26 protein-coding genes are annotated in these 20921 nt (G+C 38.9%); 6 read left to right on the forward strand and 20 right to left on the reverse strand.

Annotated features, from left to right (window positions below):
* Positions 1-150: 150 nt before the first annotated feature.
* Entirely contained in the window at positions 151-1029 is an 879-nt protein-coding gene (locus EBQ12_RS16265) for a D-alanyl-D-alanine carboxypeptidase family protein (protein ID WP_019743784.1), read from the forward strand.
* Positions 1030-1064: 35 nt separating this feature from the next.
* Here EBQ12_RS16265 and EBQ12_RS16270 read toward each other — a convergent pair whose 3' ends face one another.
* The 14 genes from EBQ12_RS16270 to EBQ12_RS16330 all read right to left on the reverse strand — a co-directional run bounded on the left by EBQ12_RS16270 (position 1065) and on the right by EBQ12_RS16330 (position 12486).
* Entirely contained in the window at positions 1065-1676 is a 612-nt protein-coding gene (locus tag EBQ12_RS16270; RefSeq protein ID WP_081114873.1) for an FMN-binding negative transcriptional regulator, read from the reverse strand.
* Between the two features lie 22 nt (positions 1677-1698).
* Positions 1699-2151, reverse strand: a complete 453-nt coding sequence (locus EBQ12_RS16275; protein ID WP_125590703.1) for a MarR family winged helix-turn-helix transcriptional regulator — start codon at positions 2149-2151, stop codon at positions 1699-1701.
* Positions 2152-2987: 836 nt separating this feature from the next.
* On the reverse strand, positions 2988-4451 hold the full coding sequence (locus EBQ12_RS16280) for a restriction endonuclease subunit S (protein ID WP_125590705.1): 1464 nt from the start codon (positions 4449-4451) through the stop codon (positions 2988-2990).
* A complete protein-coding gene (locus tag EBQ12_RS16285) occupies positions 4452-5921 on the reverse strand; it encodes a class I SAM-dependent DNA methyltransferase (protein ID WP_125590707.1) in 1470 nt (489 codons plus the stop codon).
* Between the two features lie 37 nt (positions 5922-5958).
* The gene (hsdR, locus tag EBQ12_RS16290) at positions 5959-8337 is read right to left on the reverse strand and encodes an EcoAI/FtnUII family type I restriction enzme subunit R (protein WP_125590709.1); all 2379 of its coding nucleotides are present in this window, start codon (positions 8335-8337) and stop codon (positions 5959-5961) included.
* A gap of 37 nt (positions 8338-8374) precedes the next feature.
* On the reverse strand, positions 8375-8578 hold the full coding sequence (locus EBQ12_RS16295) for a helix-turn-helix domain-containing protein (protein ID WP_076371991.1): 204 nt from the start codon (positions 8576-8578) through the stop codon (positions 8375-8377).
* Between the two features lie 224 nt (positions 8579-8802).
* The gene (locus EBQ12_RS16300; protein WP_125590711.1) at positions 8803-9210 is read right to left on the reverse strand and encodes a hypothetical protein; all 408 of its coding nucleotides are present in this window, start codon (positions 9208-9210) and stop codon (positions 8803-8805) included.
* Positions 9144-9485: a hypothetical protein gene (locus tag EBQ12_RS19410; protein WP_164511662.1), complete on the reverse strand. Its 342-nt coding sequence runs from the start codon at positions 9483-9485 to the stop codon at positions 9144-9146. Before EBQ12_RS19410 ends, EBQ12_RS16300 begins: the two co-directional genes overlap by 67 nt.
* Complete coding sequence (locus tag EBQ12_RS16305) at positions 9485-9688, reverse strand: hypothetical protein (RefSeq protein WP_125590713.1); 204 nt, start codon at positions 9686-9688, stop codon at positions 9485-9487. The genes EBQ12_RS19410 and EBQ12_RS16305 overlap by 1 nt, the downstream gene beginning before the upstream one ends.
* Before the next feature lie 25 nt (positions 9689-9713).
* A complete protein-coding gene (locus EBQ12_RS16310; RefSeq protein WP_125590715.1) occupies positions 9714-11279 on the reverse strand; it encodes a YfjI family protein in 1566 nt (521 codons plus the stop codon).
* Complete coding sequence (locus tag EBQ12_RS19745) at positions 11276-11497, reverse strand: primase alpha helix C-terminal domain-containing protein (protein WP_125590717.1); 222 nt, start codon at positions 11495-11497, stop codon at positions 11276-11278. Before EBQ12_RS19745 ends, EBQ12_RS16310 begins: the two co-directional genes overlap by 4 nt.
* The gene (locus tag EBQ12_RS16320) at positions 11427-11978 is read right to left on the reverse strand and encodes a bifunctional DNA primase/polymerase (RefSeq protein WP_125590719.1); all 552 of its coding nucleotides are present in this window, start codon (positions 11976-11978) and stop codon (positions 11427-11429) included. The genes EBQ12_RS19745 and EBQ12_RS16320 overlap by 71 nt, the downstream gene beginning before the upstream one ends.
* 107 nt (positions 11979-12085) lie before the next feature.
* Positions 12086-12280, reverse strand: coding sequence for a helix-turn-helix domain-containing protein (locus tag EBQ12_RS16325; protein WP_125590721.1), 195 nt, complete (start codon positions 12278-12280; stop codon positions 12086-12088).
* 2 nt (positions 12281-12282) lie between these two features.
* Positions 12283-12486, reverse strand: coding sequence for a hypothetical protein (locus EBQ12_RS16330; protein WP_125590723.1), 204 nt, complete (start codon positions 12484-12486; stop codon positions 12283-12285).
* A 129-nt stretch (positions 12487-12615) separates the two neighbouring features.
* On the opposite strand from EBQ12_RS16330, the gene EBQ12_RS16335 reads away from it, so the two are divergent.
* Complete coding sequence (locus tag EBQ12_RS16335) at positions 12616-13566, forward strand: hypothetical protein (protein ID WP_125590725.1); 951 nt, start codon at positions 12616-12618, stop codon at positions 13564-13566.
* Between the two features lie 31 nt (positions 13567-13597).
* The gene (locus EBQ12_RS16340) at positions 13598-14812 is read left to right on the forward strand and encodes a tyrosine-type recombinase/integrase (RefSeq protein ID WP_125590727.1); all 1215 of its coding nucleotides are present in this window, start codon (positions 13598-13600) and stop codon (positions 14810-14812) included.
* A gap of 108 nt (positions 14813-14920) precedes the next feature.
* Here the strand turns inward: EBQ12_RS16340 and groL are convergent, their stop codons facing one another.
* Positions 14921-16555 (reverse strand): chaperonin GroEL, encoded by a 1635-nt coding sequence (groL, locus tag EBQ12_RS16345; RefSeq protein ID WP_007496015.1) that lies wholly within the window; start codon positions 16553-16555, stop codon positions 14921-14923.
* Between the two features lie 56 nt (positions 16556-16611).
* A complete protein-coding gene (groES, locus tag EBQ12_RS16350) occupies positions 16612-16896 on the reverse strand; it encodes a co-chaperone GroES (RefSeq protein ID WP_003214120.1) in 285 nt (94 codons plus the stop codon).
* A gap of 228 nt (positions 16897-17124) precedes the next feature.
* Between groES and EBQ12_RS16355 the strand changes: the two genes are divergently transcribed.
* Genes EBQ12_RS16355 through EBQ12_RS16365 form a run of 3 tightly spaced genes read left to right on the forward strand, consistent with a single transcriptional unit; the run spans position 17125 to position 18734 of the window.
* The gene (locus EBQ12_RS16355; protein WP_125590729.1) at positions 17125-17859 is read left to right on the forward strand and encodes a CPBP family intramembrane glutamic endopeptidase; all 735 of its coding nucleotides are present in this window, start codon (positions 17125-17127) and stop codon (positions 17857-17859) included.
* On the forward strand, positions 17856-18050 hold the full coding sequence (locus EBQ12_RS16360) for a YdiK family protein (protein ID WP_017366710.1): 195 nt from the start codon (positions 17856-17858) through the stop codon (positions 18048-18050). The genes EBQ12_RS16355 and EBQ12_RS16360 overlap by 4 nt, the downstream gene beginning before the upstream one ends.
* Positions 18051-18107: 57 nt before the next feature.
* Positions 18108-18734 (forward strand): NUDIX hydrolase, encoded by a 627-nt coding sequence (locus EBQ12_RS16365; RefSeq protein ID WP_125590731.1) that lies wholly within the window; start codon positions 18108-18110, stop codon positions 18732-18734.
* A gap of 39 nt (positions 18735-18773) precedes the next feature.
* On the opposite strand, the gene tatC is transcribed toward EBQ12_RS16365, so the two are convergent.
* The 4 genes from tatC to moaC are packed head-to-tail and all read right to left on the reverse strand — an operon-like array spanning position 18774 to position 20912.
* Complete coding sequence (gene tatC / locus EBQ12_RS16370) at positions 18774-19538, reverse strand: twin-arginine translocase subunit TatC (RefSeq protein WP_007496023.1); 765 nt, start codon at positions 19536-19538, stop codon at positions 18774-18776.
* A gap of 6 nt (positions 19539-19544) precedes the next feature.
* Positions 19545-19724, reverse strand: coding sequence for a twin-arginine translocase TatA/TatE family subunit (locus EBQ12_RS16375; protein WP_012009077.1), 180 nt, complete (start codon positions 19722-19724; stop codon positions 19545-19547).
* Positions 19725-19751: 27 nt separating this feature from the next.
* The gene (locus EBQ12_RS16380; protein WP_008355687.1) at positions 19752-20405 is read right to left on the reverse strand and encodes a redox-sensing transcriptional repressor Rex; all 654 of its coding nucleotides are present in this window, start codon (positions 20403-20405) and stop codon (positions 19752-19754) included.
* Between the two features lie 15 nt (positions 20406-20420).
* Entirely contained in the window at positions 20421-20912 is a 492-nt protein-coding gene (gene moaC, locus EBQ12_RS16385) for a cyclic pyranopterin monophosphate synthase MoaC (protein WP_052321021.1), read from the reverse strand.
* Between the last annotated feature and the right edge of the window lie 9 nt (positions 20913-20921).

Genomic DNA, 20921 nt, shown 5'->3' on the forward strand with positions numbered 1-20921 from the left:
TTATGGAAATAGTGGATTTTTTTATGTAATTTTAAACAAAAAAAGAACCAAATGATATGATTCAATCTCAATTGACATAAAAAAACCATTGCACTTTATTTCAATCTATCTCAATATATGTATGTTAGTAGATTGAAAGGGATGAGAGAAATGAAGATGAAACACCCGTGGATCAAAGGAATTATTGTCAGTGTGGTTCTCGTACTTGGGCTTGGAATCTTTCCTGTCCAGCTGCCCTTTTTACACATGACTCATGCGACACCAGTCGCAAAAGCAGCCGCACCGAAATACGTGACAACAGCGAATGTTCATCTTCGCAAGGGACCTGGAACAAAATATTCAGTGATATTGACCATTCCAAAAGGGAAAAGGATTCCTTATCTTAAAAAGAATGGTTCATGGATTCAAACAAAGTATAAAGGAAAGACGGGTTACGTCAGCTCTCAATATATCAAAAAAGCAGGCAAAAGCTCACCAGCTTCATATGCTGCTCCTTCCACTAAAACGCCAGGTACGTATGTAAAAGGGATATTGGTTGTGAATAAGAAACATAGACTCCCATCTTCATACAATCCCGGAGAAAACAAACAAGCGAGAAAAGCAGTAAACGCTATGATCGCGAAAGCAAAAAAAGCAAACATCCGACTCACCGCTTTTAGCACCTTCCGTTCATACGACCGTCAGCGTGTCTTGTACAACAATTACGTCGCCTCTCATGGCAAAAAACAAGCAGATCGATTTAGCGCAAGACCAGGCTATTCCGAACATCAAACCGGCCTTGCTTTTGATATCGGCGGTGCCAATTCAAAACATTGGGCTGAAGATTCTTTTGCCAATACAAAAGAAGCGAAATGGCTGGCCAAACATGCCCATGAATTTGGTTTTATCATCCGTTATCCGAAAGGTAAAGAAAAAGTGACAGGCTATCAATATGAACCATGGCACCTCAGATACCTCGGATCAAAAAATGCGAAAAAAGTGAAAAAGAGCGGCAAAACCCTTGAAGAATATTTAAACATAAAAGGATAACAACAAAAGCACTCTTTTTCTTCAGAGTGCTCTTTTCATATATTCTCTTCTCTCTTTTTCATCGCAGCCGCCATTTCCACTTCACCCTCTGCTTCCAGCTGTTCAATAATGCGAGCATAATCTCTTTCATGGCGATTTTGGCTTAACTTAAAAGCAGCTTGAACTTCATCAATGATGATTTTGAAGCCCACAATCCCTTTCATTTGTTTCTCTAACAGTTCCTCAGACAACGTATCCCATAACACTGGCTGATCTCTATGACTTTCATATGTCTCCAGCATCGCTGTTAATTCCTTGACCAGTTCTGATTTTTCGAGCAGTGCAGCCTTTCCATATACATGTACAGCTTGATAATTCCACGTCGGTACGGCTTCTTTCTCATACCATGAAGAGGATATGTAGGCATGCGGCCCTTGAAAAATGACGAGCACCTTCTCATTTTCTTCAAACGTTTTCCACTGAGGATTTCCAATTGCCATATGCCCTGAGATCACATACGAATCGCCAATTTGATGAAAACTCACTGGAATATGTGTCGCAATGGGCTTTTCATTCGTTGTCGTCACAACTGTAGCAAATGAATGAGATTGAATAAATGATTTGATTTTCTCCATATCTTTCACTTGAAAAAATGATGGTATATGCATGTTCCCTTCCCCCCTTATTTAATTAGTAGCTTCTCTTTTTGCCTTTTTTCACATCTTCCCAATCTTTTTCGATATTCTTTCGCACCCTTAGAAGATACTCATAAATCTGTTCCGCTTCCTCTTCAGAAAACCCATCCAGCGCTACCCGATTTGAATGATCATGTTCTCGTTTGATAATTGGATAGACGGCTTTCCCTTTCTCAGTTGGAAACAATTTCTTGATTTTTTTATTCGCTGAGTCATGTTTCTTCTCAATAAATTCATGCAGCTCTAATTTTTGAATAGCCCGAGCAGCCGTAGTTCGATCCACCTTAATCATTTCCGCTAGTTTTTCCTGAATGATGCCAGGCTCCTCACAAATACGCACAAGATACAAATACTGCCCCTTCGTTAAATCATACTCTTTAAATTCAATATTACTAATGGAATCAAGCGCGCGAGCAATCACGCCGATCTCCCGCAAAATTTCTCTCATTTATCACGCCTCTTTTTTATTGTATTTACATAAATTTTAAAAATTAGTATAGCTCATGAATATTGTATATGCAATAAAAAGCCCACTTCCTCTCTGGAAGTGGGTTTAACCTCTTATTTATCACGCCTCTTCGATCCAAACAATCCAAACACGACAGCCAGTGCAACAATAATCGCCACCCAAGTCGTAAAGCCCATATGATCACCGCTTTTCTTTTAAAATCATCTCATCTCTTTATGTTAGATAAAACCAAAAAAATCACTGTCTCTTTAGTTAACGGATGTAAAGCGGTGAAAGTTTCAATTCATTTAACGCTCTTAACCAAAAAATAGACAAAACAAAAACCCCTATATTTCAAGGGGTTTTCGAAGGGTGTTACATCATGCCACCCATATGTCCGTAGATTTGTAACATGTTTCACTTGATTCCACGATAGTTGAAAAAGTGCGTCATACTAGCATTTTGACAAGGGATGTACTGTAACATCTTTATCAAGAGATAACGACTTTTCACATGATTATGTTACCCGTTTGTTACCCTATTTAAAGCCTGCACATGTTGGAATGTATTTAAGTAAATTAAGTGAAATTCCCATCATCTGAATCTGGTAGCCCACCCCTACTTTTGGACGAAATAAAAATAGCCACATAACCCGCAAACCCCTTAATATCAAGGTTTACAAGGCTATGTGGCTTAATTTTGGCGGTTTAGGGGTACCCCCCCTATCGAATTATGCGATTTTTCGCGTGTGGCTGGGGCGCGGTCGCCATATTGACAGTTGTAGAGATTTGACTCCCCCTAGAGCGATAGATTAATTGCTTCCCTAATTGCTTGTATTACTTAACTAACTGTTGGCAGTAAGGTAACATTTCTTTAACCTTTAATACTATTCGTTTTTGTTCTTCAAGTGGTGGTAAGGGTACAATTACTTTAGCTAGTTCTGCCGCTGGCAATTGTCTTACAGCAGTACCGGTTATTTTGCTTTCTAATACTGTTTTAAACATCGGAGACTTAATTGCATAGCTTATATAATCAATTACTTCTTTGTTTAAGAAACGTAAAATAAGCATCTGTGCACAAATAAAACCTGTATTATATCTTTCATTTGATTGAAATCTAGCCATTTTACCTACTGAACCTCTTAATAAGCAAACTACATCTCCATCTTGTAATTTACCGTTTCCTAATTCTTTAAATTTATCCTTAGATATGAAGCGTACATCATCAAACTTCATATATTCTTCTCCCATATCTTTTGCTCCAAAAAAAGGAATTCCATTAGTTACATAATCCGATTCCTTGGGATACTTGCTACTTCTATCTCCATTCTCAAAAATAGTAATATCTTGTAACCTCACCCATTTCCAACTCTCTGGTATATCAAATGGTATCTCATCTTCAGTGATTTCTGGAAGTGCCTTTGTCTTTTTAATCTTACCTTCCTCAATCAGCTTTTTCTTTTCTTCTTGAATCTGCTGATACAGTTCTTCAGCAGTACCCTCTTTTTCTCGCTGCTCTACCAGCTTACCTTGGATGGCATATTGCAAAATAGATTTTTGCATATCCTCCGGGAACTTTTTATTCAGTTCCTCCACTTCAGAATAGGCAACATCGTATTTATCTACATAAGGCATCAGCTCTTCAATCTTTGCTACGATGCGCTTTTGTTCTGCTAGTGGGGGGAGGGGGATTAATTGGTTTTTAACAACTTCACCAGTGATGGCAACAAAAGTGGTACCAGTAGCTTTTCTTATGAAATCATACTTGAATGCTCTTAATGAGTTCATAAGAAATTTCGATTCCATCCCTGAAAACGTATTTATTCCGCACAATCCTCTTCCAATACATATTTGTCTCTCAGTTATATTTAAAATGCCTACAGGTGCTCTTACGCATAATAAAACTGTATTTGGTTCAACAATCTTTGTGGGTTTATTAGTTGATTGATTTGAATATTCCAGATAATCACTTCCAAAGTATACTTTACCTTGATGAAACTCAATACCTCCATCTCCCTCAAATACGCTTGTTCCCTTTGGAGACTGCCCCATTATAATTTCAAAAGCATCACCTAACCTCACCCATTCCCAACTCTCTGGAATATCAAATGGAATCTCATCTTCCTTGATTTCCGGTAAAGCCTTCTGTTTTTTTATTTTACCTTCCTTAATCAGCTGCTTCTTTTCAGCTTCTATCTTTTCTAATAATTCCTTCGCAGTACCTTCCTCTTCCCGCTGTTCTACAAGTTTCCCCTGTATGGCAAGTTGAAGAATACTATTCTTCAAGTCCTGTGCATTCATTTAATTACCTCCAAGCATAGAAGTAATCTGTTCTAGCACATGATCAATTTCAGCATTAAGAGAAGCTCGCTTTTCTTGATATTCTTGAATCAAGTCCATAGGTTCAAGAATTACTTCTTCCTCATGAGGGAAACCACAAAGGTCGATATTATAACTTCGATCCACAATTTCATTGATGGTATATTTCTTCGCTTTTGGATAACCGTCAACTTCAATCTCTTCTCGGTTTTCCCACCATGCTAGGGCTTCATTGAAGTGTTCTAGCTTCATCGGTCTAGTCTTTGAGAAGTTCTTGTATCCTTCCGGCATATCTACACGATAGAACCAAGTTTCCTCCGTGGGTTTGGTGTTATCAAAGAACAAGATATTAGTTCGAATAGATGTATAAGGCGCAAAAACGCTATGAGGCATCCTTATTACTGTGTGAACATTAAATTCACTGAATAATTTCTTCTTAATATTGAATTTGGCATTATCCGTTCCGAACAGAAATCCATCCGGAATAATAACCGCTGCTCGACCATTTTTCTTCAAACGATACATGATTACATTCATAAATAAATCAGCGGTTTCAGAACTTCTTAGTTCTGTTGGAAAGTTGACTTTGACGCTCTCCTTTTCACTTCCTCCATAAGGCGGATTCATTAAAATCACATCAAAAGGCTCCATTTTTCGAAGTTCTTTATAGTCTGTTTCTAATGCATTACCATGAAGAATGTTTGGATCATCTATATCATGAATAAGCATATTGGTCACACTCAACATATGCGGCAATGCTTTCTTTTCAATACCATACACTGACTTATTATAGATTTCTCTATTTTCAAGAGAGTTACCAACTTGTTTATCCAATGCAGCTAAAGCAGATGTCAAAAAGCCACCTGTACCACAAGCAAAGTCAGCAATCTTTTCTCCTAATACCGGTTTCACCACTTCTACCATAAAGTCGGTAACAGCTCTTGGCGTGTAAAATTCACCGGCATTTCCTGCACTCTGTAAGTCCTTAAGGAACGATTCATAGATTGCACCAAATTCATGGCGCTCTTTATATTCTGTGAAGTCAATTTCATCAATGATATTAATAACTTGACGAAGTAATACTCCATCCTTTTGATAGTTGTTAGCATCTTCAAAAGCAGTTTTTACAATGATTTGGCTCATCGGTGTTTCTTCATCAATTTCTAAACTCTTAAGCGTAGGAAATAATTTATTGTTCACAAAATCAAGTAAAGCATCGCCTGTAAGGGCATCCCCGTCTTTTCGGTCAACAGCCCAATCTCTCCACTTCAAACCTTCTGGAATGATGGACTTGTAGTTGTCATCATAAAGTTCCCACGCTTCTTCCTTCGCATCATATATTTTCAAGAAAAGAATCCAAACGATTTGCTCAATTCTCTGGGCATCTCCATTAACACCCGAGTCATTTCGCATAACATCTTGAATTCTCTTGACAAAATTACTAATCGCCATAACATATACCTGCCTTGTCTACTGTTGTTTGTTTTACTTATGCGTAATAAATTTCATTCTCTAGTTCTTTTACTGCCTTCAGATAAGCTTCCTTTCCACCAAAGGCTTTGACTATTTTCATTGGACTACCAATCTTGGCAAATTCCTTTAATTGAAGTACCTTTGTATCTTCAATCTCTTTAATGCCATCATTAGCGTACTTATCAAGAAGTGCTTCAATGACTTGCTGAGCAACATCAGAGTACTTGTACAGATAGTGACGTTTCTTCACATTCTCTGCTCTCTCTTTTTTCGTGAGCGGTGGTTTGTCATATGCCAAGTGACAGATGAGATCGAAATCATCTAGCTCCGTTTTGCCCAATTCTTCTCTGACCGCATCTAGCAATACACCACTGTCTTGTAATTCATCAATGATAGCTTGTTTTTTCTCTGCTTCTGTCCAAGTTCTCAAGAAATCATCCAGTCTTGCATATTGCTCTAGAATATTTTTCCTTGTGTAGTCAGTCAGACTTTCTGTGATAAGCTTCCCATCCTTATCAACATATTGAACTCTCTCTGAAAGAACCCGAACGGTCACATCTCCTACATAATATTTACGAGGCTTATCTTCACCGTCATCATTAAATGGTGGTGTGTCTCCAGTTCCATACTCACCATTATCTTCTCTAACACCATCATTACCAGCATCTTCACCAGTACCCTCTTCGCACCCATCTCTCGGTGGCTCTGGTTCATCTACTGGATCATCCCCACCAAGGTCTATCACCACTTCAGGTTTCCCATCAAATGCAGGGTCAGCAAAAAGGCGACTAGAATTACGGAAGTCCATAATAGTAAAGTAGGTCTTGCCGTATTCTTCGAGAAGCCTTGTCCCACGGCCAATAATCTGCTTAAATTCGGTCATGCTGTTGATGTTATTTTCTAACACAATCAACTTACACATTTTCGCATCCACACCGGTAGTCATGAGCTTACTGGTTACGGCGATAACCGGATAATCACTTTCTTCATCAATAAAGTATTCTAGCTGTGCTTTTCCTTCATCATTATCCCCGGTAATACGCATGATGTATTTATCATTTTCCGCATACAAGTCTTTATTCTCGTTGATAAGAGCTTGCCTCATTCGTTCGGCGTGTTCTATATCCACACAGAATACGATTGTTTTACTAAAGCGATCGGTTTTCTTTAAGAACTCTGTGATTTTAGATGCCACGACTCGTGTTCTGTCATCTATTACAATAGAGCGGTCAAAATCTTTTGCATTGTACTCTCGATCTTCAATTTCATAGCCATATTTATCAACCTTTCCTGCTTCCGGTCGATAACCCTCTAAATCTTTATCAAGACCAATTCTGATGACTTTATAAGGTGCCAAGAAGCCATCATTGATTCCTTGTTTTAAAGAGTACTCATAGATCGGCTCACCAAAGTAAGTCTGGCTTGAGGCTTCTTTTGTTTCTATTGGTGTTGCTGTACAGCCGATATGAGTGGCCGATGAGAAGTAATCCAAAACTTTTCTCCAAGCAGATTCCTCTTTTGCACTCCCTCTGTGGCACTCATCTATCACAATTAAATCAAAGAAATTTGGCTGGAACTGACGAAAAGTTTCTTCACCATCATCACCCACAAGTTGTTGATACAACGCAAGATAGATTTCATAAGAACTATCAAGCTCTTTGTTCTTCACCTTTGTCATCTTCCCGCTAAAAGGCTTGAAGTCTCCCGAAATAGTCTGGTCAACCAGTACATTACGGTCTGCTAAGAAAAGGATCCTTTTCTTTAAACCAGATTTCCATAACCTATAAATAATTTGAAATGTCATATAGGTCTTTCCGGTACCTGTGGCACTCACTAGAAGCACACGGTCTTGTCCCTTGGCAACGGCATCCACAGTTCGATTGATTGCGACCCTTTGATAATATCTTGGTGTTTTATAATTGGGCACATAATAATAAGGCTCTGTGATTACCTTTTCTTCAGCTTCACTGATATTTTTATCTTTCAAGTATCTTCTATATAATTCTTCTGGTGAAGGAAATTCTTCAAGTCTAAGCTCTCTAACCTCACCAGTGATTAAGTTCTGCTCCACAAAGGCATCCCCATTAGAAGCGTAAACATAGGAAATGTCTAATGCTTTGGCATATTCAATTGCTTGTTGCAAACCTGCTCCTACCGGATGATTATTATCTTTGGCTTCTATGACTGCTAAAGGAAAATTATTTTTGTAAAAAAGTACATAGTCCGCTCTTTTCTTTTTTCCTCTGGCAGTTACATTACCACGAAGTATGATTCTACCAGCCGTGAAGGCATATTCAAGTCGAACTTGCTTATTTATGTCCCACCCCGCATTAGTGATTGCTGGTGTAATATATCTAGCTTTGATATCTTCTTCCGATAAATTTCTCTTTCCCATTAGCTCAGCCCCTTCACCCTATTTTTCGCAAAATCGCCTATTCTATTTCAAATTCCATAATGTCTCCAATATTACAATCGAGGCACTTGCAAATTTTATATAAGCTTTCTAGATTTACAGGTTGGCATTTTCCTAGGCGAGCTAATATGTTGTAAGTGATTCCAGCCTGCTCCTTCAACTCCGTTTTATTCATTTTCTTGTCAATCAATAGTTTCCACAACTTATCATAGCTTATAACCATCCAAAGTCCTCCTATAGCTATGTAAAATAAAGACAATTACATTATAGCACATTATCAAACGAAAAATAGAGAAAAACTCACAATACTGCAAGGTAATAAATAAAGATACGATTTTATACTTGTGTGGGGTTACCATGACATTAATCCGTTCAATTTAAATAATTTTTTTTAGGGGACATGAGAAATCATGTGCCCCCGTTTTTTTGGTCGATTATAGTCCGGTTTTAGTTCGCTTTCCATCGTTCGACTGTTGTCAGTGTGTTATTTATAATATCTTCTACATCATCCTCTTTCTGTCTCTGAAAAAAGGGTTCAACTTCTTCTTGCTTCAGCCATTGCATGTATTTAAGGAATATGTCGTATAGCTTTTCGGTAGAGATGTCCTTAAGGTCACGTTGCATGAGTTCCTCTTTAAGCTTTTTCGTTTGATCCCCGATAATTTCAATTCGGGCTTTTTTGGAAATATAGTATTGCTCCTGCAAAGACTCCAACTCTATGGCTTTTAAGTTAGCTACTTCGTATTCAAACTCCTTTGACCAATCAATTAAAGTCGATTTAGCGACATTTAACTGTTGGCTATGACCTTTGTACTGATAGGTTGTTTTTGTCCCGGGTAGTGGGTTTCCCTCCATTCTTCCCACTTGCCATCTACACGTTCAATGTAGACGCTACTTACATTACTTATAGTAACCGTGTACAGCACTCCCGGAATACCAATCATTAAACCTGCAGCCTTTGCTTTCTCGTCTTTCAAGAGTACGGCCAATATATCCTGCTTATGATCCTTAATACTTGATTTAAGCGAATCCGGGAGACGCTTGCCGTATTTAATGAGGGTATGTTCACCATCTGCCGTTAATTCACAGCCCGCTTGTTCAGCTAATTGGATAACCGTGAATGCTTCCATTAGATAATCAAATCCTCATCATCTTCATTTTCATTTTCTTCCCTTGGACTTTCGCCCACATTACCCATATTTGATGCAATCTCTTGTGGCTCTTGCGTTTCTTGTGTGGGTTCACCCGATTTACGTTGGTACACATTACCCACGTTTTTTCTCTCTGCTTGAATTGTGTGTTTTGTGTACTGGTGTATATTCCGAGTGCTCACGTTGTTTTCCCCTCTCCTGTTGGTTTTACGGGGGATTGTGGGTATTGTGGGGGTTCTTATCCTCTAAAATGAATGGATTCACTTCTAAAAGTGATTTACGTCCATCTTTCTTTTGATAGATATACCCCCGATCCTCCAACTCCAATAATGTCGCTTTTAAGTGCGTAGCTTTTTTAAATCTCTTTCGGGTCAAATTCTGAATTTCCCTATATTCAATCGTAGACTTTTCTTGCCGCTTAATCACTTCCAGTAAATACTTTGCGTCTTGTGTGCCTTTGTCGGCTCCCATACAACCATAAGCGGCCTTGGCATGCTCTATAAAATAACTAGTCAGTTGACATGCTTTGGTGAATATTTCCTCGTGTATCTGCCTTGGTATCCCCTCAATGTTTGATGTATCCAATGTTAATACTTGGACATGTTCGGCTACATGGAGTAATCCCGCCACCCGGATAATTTGCCCTGCTAATTTACTTCCCCATTCCTTCATTTCTGATAGTTCGCCACCATCTAAAAACATAGCTTCTATTTCTCTCCTTAATCCCTCCTCTGCTGCTTTAGCCTTATTATTAAGGGTAAGCTGCACACCTTCATGGGTATCCATGCGTAATAGTTTTTTAATGTTTAATAGGTAACGATTCTTTATGTCCGCTTCGATTGTCTGCGGTGTAATTTTACGGTATCCAACCAACGAGCGTGGAAATGAGTATAAAAACCTTGGCATTAATCCCCGCTCTTGAAAACTAGGAGGAACATCTTGAACAACGTGCGGTTGGAGAAAAAGCCCAATGGTTAAAGAAGGTTCATCTAATACTTTGGCCTCTCTGCCCATCCGATCAACAGCACAATAATCGCCGCTAAAACCTTTTAAAAATATATCAAGGTTTGCTTTTCCGTCCGAGGCATACCGACCGGCCATAATGCTAAATATCCCACCACCCTCTGCTGACAACAATGCCATTTTCTCCTGATTCTCCGCCATTAAATCGGCCAGCTTTTCTGGTGTAACGTCCTCGGTTATAAAGCGGGGCAAGGATAATATTTCTTCATTCTCAATTTCGTTCGCTAATGCAATAATTTCTTCTAAAGTGGTTTGTTCTCCATCTTTGGCATATTCCTTTTCAAGCTGTTCCAATCGTTTCTGTTTAGCTTTCAGCTTTGCTCTTTGCTCCGATACTTCCGTAATCAAACGTTCTCTTTCTTCCTTTTCAAAGGTTGTAATTGGCTCTTGTAATGCTTTAAAGACAGAGCTTTTTCGATTACCGGGGGGCAATGCTAAAATAGAGTAAGTGTTCAAGGATTCACTCCATTCCCCAGTTAATCGAACATAGAATTTTTTTGCTAATGCCGTTGATAAAACGGATATAGCCGCCATCCCAGGTGCATCTACTGGCGTTTGTGTTGATTCCGCCACCCCTTTCACATACTCCCTTAACCATTCCGGAAATACCTCTATTGGAAAGGCCGGAAGTGTATATTCATCAAATGGGACGGGAGGACTCCATTCTATATTACTCAGGGTCTTTCGTTCCTTCTTTTTCTCCTCTTTTGCAACCTCGTATTCGGCCATCAATTCAGTATTAAGACTCAAACTCCCTGCCCCCCCCTCAACCGCTTCAATTCGGCATTTAAGATGCTGTGGAAAGTAGTTTCTATAACCTCAATAGATTCAGGTGGGTTATTTCTCTCATTCCATAAAAGCATTAATTCATAGGCTACAGGTGCGGATATCCCATGTCTAAGCAAGTACCCGGCAAGGGAAGCAGCGGACATGTTCCGCTCTCCCTTCGTATCTTTTCCCACAAGCATGTAGAGAGGGAGATACTACTATGTAACCTCCTTCTCCCCTAACATCTAATCCAGGTAATATGTTAGTTTTATTTTTGACCTGGCCTGGATTTTTAAATAATATATGGCGTCCTCCTCCCCCTGTAATAGCCTCTATTGTGTTCGGAAGTGATCCATACTGATTTTTTAGTAAATCTAAAGAACCCTCTCCACCATGTCGAGGATCAACATCTAAAACTACAAAACCGCTTTCTTGTCCTGTGGCTATTGCTATATTGGCCTCAGGCCACTTTTCCCACCATTCACGTATTACTTCGAGATTAGTAGATGCTGCTTTTAAGCCGTTTTTTGTCCGAGGGTGTTTCCCAACACTTTGACAGTTAGGATTATGACAGGAGCAAAGTTTTCCATTTGGTGTATGAAGCGGAAAGACGGACCAATTTAATTTGCTTGCATAAGCTATAGCCGCTTTTCCATTGGGTGATATTTCATATTTATCCATTTCATTCCCCCCTTTATTAAGGTTTTATTTCCCTCTTTTTATAGGTGTGGAAAAGTGTTGCATTTTCAGGTATTTAATATCATTTCTTATATTTTTCCTACACACGATTACTTCTTCCTTTCTTCAATCCACTGAATAAAATCTTCTTTTTCAACTCGCTTAGACAAGCCTATTTGAAAGCACTTAATACCGCCCGCTTCTTCAGTCATTTGAAGTAATTCATAGACCCTGCGCCTCGAAATCCCTAGATAAGTAGCAATGTGTTGTGCTGTTAAAATATCAGGAAGATCTTCTTTCATCATTTTCAATTCACTCCTCTTCCAAGATTACTTTTACTACGCTTTTGTAAGTCATTAATCACTTTTAAAATTTTTTGTTTTTCTTCTTTTGGAAGCTCCCGCCGTAATAACCTTGAGAAATTTCCTTCATGCAACCCATACTTTTCCGCAACTTCCCACTGCTTTAATCCTGCTTTTTGGATAGCCTCTTTAATTTCACGATTTTTCACTTTTTATTCCCCCATTAGTTTATTTGATGATTGTTGTTGATCTTGTTGTTGTTATTAGTATATAATTTATATATCCGTTAATAAATATGTTTATCGGATATATTGAAGGTTATAAAGGAGTGACTGTAGTTGGAAAAGTATAAGGGACAAAAGGTAACAGAAGATGCCAATTTAAAAAAAGAAAAGGAGTACCCAATGCAGTTGGAAGAAAACATTTTCGATGTTCAAGTTAGAGTAAATAATCCCTATACCATTGAAAATGGAGTGATTGTATCAAATCTCGAATGGGGAGATGAAGAAATGAAGGATAAAACACCAAATTATAACCCGTTTGAAGTTGAGTATTTATTCGAGAAAGTAGATCGTGTTGACCTTACTTCCCATAAATCAATATTAAAGTTTTGTAACAAATACGGAACGTTTAAAGCCATTGAGACTACACCCTTTTATTACGGGTTACGATTATTAGATTGCCAAAAACAGCCTTTAGATGAATTTATTCAACATGCAAAGGAAGTTAAACGGATTTTGGATATCTATGATGCCATCGTTTCCAAAAATGAAGATCGTTTGCAAGAACATGCTTCAATTTTCAAAACAAACTTGAAAGAAATTGCACCTTATTTAAAGCCAAATGATAAAGATATATTTCAGCTATCGAAAATGTGGATAATATTAAAAATTAATAAAGAAATAGAAGGTGTTATAAGTGAATCAGGGAAAATCGGAAAAAACAATGAAATGATTAAAATTCATACCAGTCGCTCAATAATTGGTGTTATTTACCATCAATTGTTGGATTTGGTTACTAAAGAATGGGAACTGAAAAGATGTATTAAGTGTAATAGTAAATTTGTTCCTAGGACTGATAAAAGTCGTTTTTGCCCACCTGATGAGGCTGGTAAAGATAGTTTGTGTAAAACGGCTTATAACCAATGGATAAGAAATGCCAGAAAAGACTATTTTTCAGGCGAAAAAACAATCGAACAAATAGCACAACAAAAAAAGAGATCACTTGAAGAAGTACAAGAGTGGATTGAGTCAGCAGATAAAGAAAAATGGCTCAAAAAATATCAATAATAACAACTATTGCTAAAAGAGGAGAATGATTATGAAAGGACATTTTTATAGACCACGTTGTATATGTAAGGGAAAAAGATGCAAATGCGGAGCTAGTTGGGCTTACATTGTCGATATTGGAATTGACCCTAAGACGGGGAAAAGAAAACAAAAGAAAAAGAGCGGGTTTAAAACTAAAAAAGAGGCGGAAGTAGCAGCCGCTACCCTTTTAAATGAATTAAACCAAGGAACTTTTGTAGAGGAAAAAGGCGTATTATTTGAAGATTTTGCTTACGAATGGCTGTCAATTTATGAAGGAACAGGGAAAGTAAAGGAAAGTACCATTCGTGTGCGTAAACATGAAATTAAACGACTATTGGATTATTTCGCCAAACTAAAATTAAAAGATATTTCAAGAAGACAATACCAAAACGCTTTAAATGACTTAAAAAAGCGGGAGTATGCTCAAAATACAATTGATGGGGCGCATCGAACTGGAAGAATGATCTTTAAAAAAGCGGTTGAATTGGAAGTCATTAAGAAAGACCCAACAGAATTTACGTATGTACCAAAACAACAATTAACAATTGAAGAGTTGGAAGAGCAAAACATTCTCCCAAAATATTTAGAGAAAAATGAATTACAGCAATTTCTCTCTATAACAAAAGATATGGGACTAGATCAAGATTACCCCATCTTTTTATTGCTTGCTTATACTGGACTACGAGCAGGAGAACTGTGTGCACTAAAATGGCGCGATGTTGACATATCAGAACAAACCATTAGCATTACTAAAACGTACTATAACCCCACAAATAATAAAAAAGACTATAAACTGTTAACACCTAAAACATCAACGTCCGTTCGTGTAATTGATGTAGATGAGACTGTAATCAATGCATTAGAGCTTCATAAATCATTTCAAAAGAAAGTGATAATGAGGCACCGCGATATATACCATAATAAAGACTTTATTTTTACGCATATGGATGATGAAACACCTGGTTATCCACTTTATATTAAAAAAATAGAAAACAGAATGAGGCGTCTATTAAAGTTAGCAGGTTTAAACACCAAGCTTACCCCGCACTCTTTACGCCATACCCATACTTCACTGCTAGCACAAGCGGGAGTAGATCTGCCTCAAATTATGGAACGTTTAGGTCATAAAGATGAAGATACTACCAAAAATATTTACTTACATGTAACCAAAGAAATGAAAAAAGAGGCCTCCCAAAAGTTCAAAGAACTTATGGAAAACCTCTAATTTTAGACCCTAATTCAAGAAAATGTTACCCTTTTGTTACCCTTAGGTCATTTTCTTTGTATATAAGGCTCTATCAACCCCAACATTACTGGGTTTTAGGTAGGCAGATTACATCATGCCGCCCATACCGCCCATGCCGCCCATATCCGGCATTCCGCCGCCTGAGCCGCCTTCTTCTGGTTTGTCAGCTACGACTGCTTCAGTTGTAAGAAGCATAGCTGCTACAGAAGCTGCGTTTTGAAGTGCAGAGCGAGTTACTTTTGTTGGGTCAACGATTCCTTTTTCGATCATGTTTACCCATTCGTTTGTTGCTGCGTTAAAGCCTACGCCAATTTCTTCGTTTTTCAAGCGCTCAACGATGACTGATCCTTCAAGACCTGCGTTGTGAGCGATTTGACGAATTGGCTCTTCAAGAGAACGTAGAACGATGTTCACACCTGTTTGAACGTCACCATCAGCTTCGATGGAAGCAACTTTATTGTATACATTCACAAGTGCTGTACCACCACCGGATACGATACCTTCTTCAACTGCTGCACGAGTTGAGTTCAGTGCATCCTCAATGCGTAGTTTACGTTCTTTTAGTTCTGTTTCAGTTGCAGCACCAACTTTGATGACAGCAACGCCGCCAGCTAGTTTTGCAAGACGTTCTTGTAATTTTTCTTTATCGAATTCAGAAGTTGTTTCTTCTACTTGCGCACGAATTTGGTTCACGCGTGCTGCGATTTGAGCAGAATCTCCTGATCCTTCTACGATCGTTGTGTTTTCTTTTGTGACAACCACTTTAGACGCACGGCCAAGCTGACCAATTTCAGTTGATTTCAGGTCAAGTCCTAGGTCTTCTGTGATTAATTCCCCGCCTGTTAGAACAGAGATGTCTTCAAGCATTGCTTTACGACGATCACCGAATCCAGGTGCTTTTACAGCCACTGCGTTGAATGTTCCACGAAGTTTGTTCACAACAAGTGTTGCAAGTGCTTCGCCTTCTACATCTTCAGCAATGATCAATAATGGTTTTCCTTGTTGTACGACTTGCTCAAGTACAGGAAGGATTTCTTGAATGTTTGTGATCTTTTTATCAGTGATTAAGATGTAAGGATTTTCAAGAACCGCTTCCATCTTATCAGAATCAGTAACCATGTATGGTGAAGCGTATCCACGGTCAAACTGCATTCCTTCAACCACTTCAAGCTCAGTTGTGAAACCTTTAGATTCTTCAATTGTGATGACGCCGTCGTTTCCTACACGCTCCATCGCTTCAGCAATTAGGCTGCCGACTTCTTCATCTGCTGCAGAAATAGACGCAACTTGAGCAATTGATTCTTTACCTTCGATTGGTTTAGAAATCTCATGCAAGCCTTCAAGTGCTACTTTCACTGCTTCTTCGATTCCTTTACGAACGCCAACAGGGTTTGCACCAGCTGTTACGTTTTTAAGACCTTCACGGATCATCGCTTGAGCTAGAACCGTTGCAGTAGTAGTACCGTCACCAGCTACATCGTTTGTTTTGCTTGCAACTTCAGCCACAAGTTTTGCACCCATGTTTTCAAATGCATCTTCTAATTCGATTTCTTTTGCAATCGTTACACCATCATTTGTGATAAGTGGAGAACCGAATTTTTTCTCAAGAACCACGTTACGTCCTTTAGGTCCTAAAGTTACTTTTACAGCATCTGCAAGTGCATCTACACCACGTAACATCGCACGACGTGCTTCTTCACTGAACTTAATATCTTTTGCCATAATAACGAAACCTCCTCAGTCTTTTTAGAAATATATCTCAATCTTTGTTTATGTGATTAACCAATAACAGCTAAAATGTCGCTTTCACGAAGGATTAAATATTCTTTTCCTTCATATTTCACTTCAGTACCTGCATATTTTGAGAAGATAATGCGGTCGCCTGTGTTTACTTCTAACGCAACGCGCTCACCACTTTCAAGTACACGACCTGAACCTGCTGCAACAATTTTACCCTCTTGCGGTTTTTCTTTTGCAGAATCCGGTAAGACAATACCGCTAGCGGTTTTTTCCTCAGATTCAACGAGTTCAATGATTACGCGATCGCCTAATGGCTTTAACATAAGAAACAACCTCCTCAATTTTTATATGTAGTTTTTTTAGCACTCATCACTAGCGAGTGCTAACACATTTATTATAATAAAGAATGTCTTCTGTAATTTCAAGTAAAAACCTTTAAAAATTTTTACGCTTTCATGATCTTTTTTTATCACCGATTCTTTCCTTTTCAACGAAAAAGAAGACTTGTGTTACAATAAATCTAGTTCTTTTAGTAAAGGGGTTTTCGTTACTTGAAAAAACAATATTGGTACATCATCTTAACGTATATATTGGTGCAGGTTTCTGCGATTCCTTATGTGTTCATTATGAAATGGTTAGGATACATTCAGACACCGATGACACAAGCAGAGCTCTCTGAATTGTCAGGAACCTGGACAATCATTAGCTTCTGTGTCGGATTAATCATTATTCTGCTCATCCTTCGGACTGTGCCAAAAACATCACTTCGAAATGAAGCACCGGCATCAGTCGGCGCGGCAATCGCTTGGATCATTGGCGGTTTCTTTCTTTCCCTCTTTGCACAATCCATTGCGGGGGCGATTGAACAATATGCATTTGGCATTAGCCGAGAATCCGAAAATACTCAAAACATTTTAGCCATTATGGATGCAGTTCCATGGCTTGTCATCGTCATCGCTCTGATTGGACCGATATTAGAAGAAATCATTTTCCGAAAAATCATTTTTGGTGTGGTTTATGAAAAAACGAATTTTTTCATTGGCGCACTTGTCAGTTCAGTGGTTTTTGCTGCTGTACACAATGATTTCCCACATATCTTGCTCTATACCGCAATGGGCTTTACCTTTGCCTTTTTATATGCGAAAACAAAACGAATCATTGTGCCAATCGGCGCACACATGCTGATGAACTCGCTCGTCATTCTTGTGCAGATTGAGCCAGTAAGAAAAATGATTGAAGAACAATCTCAAACAATGCAAATGATTATTGGAGGCTTTTTCTCATGAGAAACCCTGTCGTATGGGGCATTATTTATTTTGCCGTAGGTGTGGCGTTCACCTATATGGCCATTCAAAATCCAGGTGACATGTGGTCATTTTACAGCATTTTGCTGATGGTGTTTGCGGCCTATAATATTAATATCGCGTTAAAAATGTTTGCTTTTTCTGTCAAAATGAAAAAACAGCAGCAAAAATAAACAAAAAACCATTTTCCGCCGTTTGGAAAATGGTTTTTTTATGGAGGTCATGTTTTCATGGAACACGAAAAACTGAACATCATGAACAATCAGCATGAAACGATTGGTACAGCCGCTCGATCTGATATCCATGCTGAGGGCCTTTGGCATGAGACCTTTCATTTCTGGCTTTTAAAAAAGGAAGATGACACAGTGTTTCTCTATTTTCAGCTGAGGAGTCCCACCAAAAAGGATTTCCCTTCTCTATTTGATATCACAGCAGCAGGCCACCTTCTCGCAGATGAACAGCCTCCTGATGGCATCAGAGAAGTCGAAGAAGAGCTTGGTCTCTCCATCTCGTTTGAGAACCTTACCTTTGCTGGTGTCATTAAAGATGAAATCCATCTGCCTTCGTTTACCGATCGTGAGTTTTGCCATGTGTATCTTTATATGGATCAAAAAGAGCACATGGATGTCCATCTACAGAAAGAAGAAGTTGCTGGACTTTATAGAGCAAGGCTGATGGATGCACAGCAGCTTTTAAATAGAGAATGCGAAAAAATGAACATCGAGGGCTTTGAAGTGGATGCAGACGGCAAGCGACGTGAGGAAAAGAGAGAGGTCCATGTACATGATTTTGTCCCGCATGAACCTGCCTATTATGAGCATCTCTTTCAAGCAATCAATCAATTTCTTTCACAATAGAAAAAGCATCGTGACCCCTATTTGGATCACGATGCTTTTTTATGAGACAACATCATTTTCTTTCTCCTCTGTCTCTGTTTGCTGCATTTTGCGATAGGTCACTCTTGAAATGACAATACTCACTTCATACAAAACGAGCATTGGCAAGGTAACCATGAGGTGAGAAACGATCTCTGGCGGTGTAATCAGTGCGGCAATGACAAGGAGGACAAAATAGGCATACTTCCGGATTTTTGATAAAAACATCGGTGTGATGATGCCAAGTCTTGTGAGAAACATCAACACGACAGGCATCTGAAACAAAAAGCCAAATGGAAGTGTTAACTGCATCAGAAATGTAAAATACTCATGAATCCCAATCACTTGCTCCACATGTAAATCATTTGACATCCGTATCATAAAATCGACGACAAATGGAAACAAAATAAAATAAGAGAAAGCCACACCGCTCAAAAATAAAAGCAGTGCAATCGGAATATAAGCAAGTGTCACCTTTCTTTCTTTTTCATATAAGCCAGGACTCACAAACGCCCAAAGCTGATATAAAATTACGGGACACGTCAAAACAAGAGCAATGACAAAAGCGAACTGCATAAACACGTACAGTGGATCTGTGAGCTTAAATGCGTTCAATGTCAGTGTGGCCGCTTCATCGGTATTTTGTAAATACACAATGACCGGCTTAGCGAGAAAAAAACCTGCCACCATAAAGGCAACAAAAAACATCGCAATGATCACTAAACGTTTTCGCAGTTCCACAATGTGCTCCATAAGCGGCATATCTTTGACATTCATGAAGCTCATCCTATTCTACTGATCTTCTTTTTTCTTATTTTCTTCCTGATCATCAGCTAAACCTTTTGTGGCATTTTTAAATTCACGTAATGTATCTCCTGCTGCTCTTCCTAATTGAGGAAGCTTTTTCGGCCCAAAAATAATGAGCGCAACAATCGCAATCAGAACCAAACTTCCAGGACCAATCGGACCCATTTGCTCCACCCCCTTTACCCCTTTTCGTCAGTCCTCCTGTGTAACAGAGTAATGCTTTAAGAAATACACAAGAGACTGAAGTTCAACCGCCAAATCTATATGATGAATTCGAATGTGTTCCGGCACATTCAATCGAGCCGGCGTAAAGTTAAGGATTCCTTTGATGCCAAGGGCAATCAAACGATCTGTAATGGATTGAGCTGCTACGGCAGGCACTGTCAAAATCGCAACAGGAATATCTCCTACCTCTTGCACATGCTCTTCAAGCTTATCCAAATCATAGACAGGCACGCCGCCTATCTCACTTCCTATTTTACTCTCATTGACGTCAAAAGCCATTGAAATTTTTGTATTATTATTTTTAATGAAATTATAGTGTAAAAAAGCAGTCCCTAAATTCCCGACACCGATGAGCATGACATTCGTCATTTCATCTTGGTCAAGGGTCTTTCTAAAGAAGGTCAAGAGGTAATCGACATTATAGCCATACCCTTTCTTCCCAAGTGCACCAAAGTAAGAAAAATCTCGGCGAATCGTGGCAGAATCCACTTTGACTGCATCACTAAGCTCTGCCGATGACACCCTTTGTTTTCCTGATGCATGCAGATTTTTTAAAAAACGGTAGTAAAGCGGCAAACGTTTGGCTGTCGCTTGTGGAATTTTTGACTGGTCTATATTCATATAAGATCCTCCAACTTAAATATCAGATGCTCTGTGAAAATCACCGTTTTCCCCGCCTGTTTTTTCTACTAGATAGGTCGGGCCGATGATCATCCCTTTGTCTATTGCTTTGCACATGTCATAAACGGTCAGTGCACATACTGAGGCAGAAGTGAGCGCTTCCATCTCCACACCCGTACTTCCTTTTGTTTTCACCTGTACTTGTATGTTCAGAATGTACGCATTTCCGTCTTCCTCCCAATCAAAGGAGATATCGACACCTTTTAATGCAAGCGGATGACACATTGGAATGATGCTGGACGTTTGCTTTGCTGCCATAATGCCAGCTACCTGTGCGACAGATAGTACATCCCCTTTTCCAATGTCATGCTTTTGTATTTGATGAAATACTTCTTTTATCATACGAACGCTTGAAACAGCAACGGCAGTTCTCACTGTAGACGATTTGTCACTAATGTCGACCATCTTTGCTCTTCCTTGTTCGTTAAAGTGGCTAAATTGACTCATCTTTCAACG

Origin of the sequence: Bacillus sp. 2B09, from assembly GCF_003946835.1 — a bacterium.
GTDB lineage: Bacteria > Bacillota > Bacilli > Bacillales > Bacillaceae > Bacillus > Bacillus altitudinis.

What these genes read in the sequence shown, in the direction of transcription:
- EBQ12_RS16265 (WP_019743784.1), top strand. Translation starts at nt 151, where the DNA reads ATGAAGATGAAACACCCGTGGATCAAAGGAATTATTGTCAGTGTGGTT.
- EBQ12_RS16270 (WP_081114873.1), bottom strand. Translation starts at nt 1,676, where the DNA reads ATGCATATACCATCATTTTTTCAAGTGAAAGATATGGAGAAAATCAAA.
- EBQ12_RS16275 (WP_125590703.1), bottom strand. Translation starts at nt 2,151, where the DNA reads ATGAGAGAAATTTTGCGGGAGATCGGCGTGATTGCTCGCGCGCTTGAT.
- EBQ12_RS16280 (WP_125590705.1), bottom strand. Translation starts at nt 4,451, where the DNA reads ATGAATGCACAGGACTTGAAGAATAGTATTCTTCAACTTGCCATACAG.
- EBQ12_RS16285 (WP_125590707.1), bottom strand. Translation starts at nt 5,921, where the DNA reads ATGGCGATTAGTAATTTTGTCAAGAGAATTCAAGATGTTATGCGAAAT.
- hsdR (WP_125590709.1), bottom strand. Translation starts at nt 8,337, where the DNA reads ATGGGAAAGAGAAATTTATCGGAAGAAGATATCAAAGCTAGATATATT.
- EBQ12_RS16295 (WP_076371991.1), bottom strand. Translation starts at nt 8,578, where the DNA reads ATGGTTATAAGCTATGATAAGTTGTGGAAACTATTGATTGACAAGAAA.
- EBQ12_RS16300 (WP_125590711.1), bottom strand. Translation starts at nt 9,210, where the DNA reads ATGGAGGGAAACCCACTACCCGGGACAAAAACAACCTATCAGTACAAA.
- EBQ12_RS19410 (WP_164511662.1), bottom strand. Translation starts at nt 9,485, where the DNA reads ATGGAAGCATTCACGGTTATCCAATTAGCTGAACAAGCGGGCTGTGAA.
- EBQ12_RS19745 (WP_125590717.1), bottom strand. Translation starts at nt 11,497, where the DNA reads ATGCTTGTGGGAAAAGATACGAAGGGAGAGCGGAACATGTCCGCTGCT.
- EBQ12_RS16320 (WP_125590719.1), bottom strand. Translation starts at nt 11,978, where the DNA reads ATGGATAAATATGAAATATCACCCAATGGAAAAGCGGCTATAGCTTAT.
- EBQ12_RS16325 (WP_125590721.1), bottom strand. Translation starts at nt 12,280, where the DNA reads ATGATGAAAGAAGATCTTCCTGATATTTTAACAGCACAACACATTGCT.
- EBQ12_RS16340 (WP_125590727.1), top strand. Translation starts at nt 13,598, where the DNA reads ATGAAAGGACATTTTTATAGACCACGTTGTATATGTAAGGGAAAAAGA.
- groL (WP_007496015.1), bottom strand. Translation starts at nt 16,555, where the DNA reads ATGGCAAAAGATATTAAGTTCAGTGAAGAAGCACGTCGTGCGATGTTA.
- groES (WP_003214120.1), bottom strand. Translation starts at nt 16,896, where the DNA reads ATGTTAAAGCCATTAGGCGATCGCGTAATCATTGAACTCGTTGAATCT.
- EBQ12_RS16360 (WP_017366710.1), top strand. Translation starts at nt 17,856, where the DNA reads ATGAGAAACCCTGTCGTATGGGGCATTATTTATTTTGCCGTAGGTGTG.
- EBQ12_RS16365 (WP_125590731.1), top strand. Translation starts at nt 18,108, where the DNA reads ATGGAACACGAAAAACTGAACATCATGAACAATCAGCATGAAACGATT.
- tatC (WP_007496023.1), bottom strand. Translation starts at nt 19,538, where the DNA reads ATGAGCTTCATGAATGTCAAAGATATGCCGCTTATGGAGCACATTGTG.
- EBQ12_RS16375 (WP_012009077.1), bottom strand. Translation starts at nt 19,724, where the DNA reads ATGGGTCCGATTGGTCCTGGAAGTTTGGTTCTGATTGCGATTGTTGCG.
- EBQ12_RS16380 (WP_008355687.1), bottom strand. Translation starts at nt 20,405, where the DNA reads ATGAATATAGACCAGTCAAAAATTCCACAAGCGACAGCCAAACGTTTG.
- moaC (WP_052321021.1), bottom strand. Translation starts at nt 20,912, where the DNA reads ATGAGTCAATTTAGCCACTTTAACGAACAAGGAAGAGCAAAGATGGTC.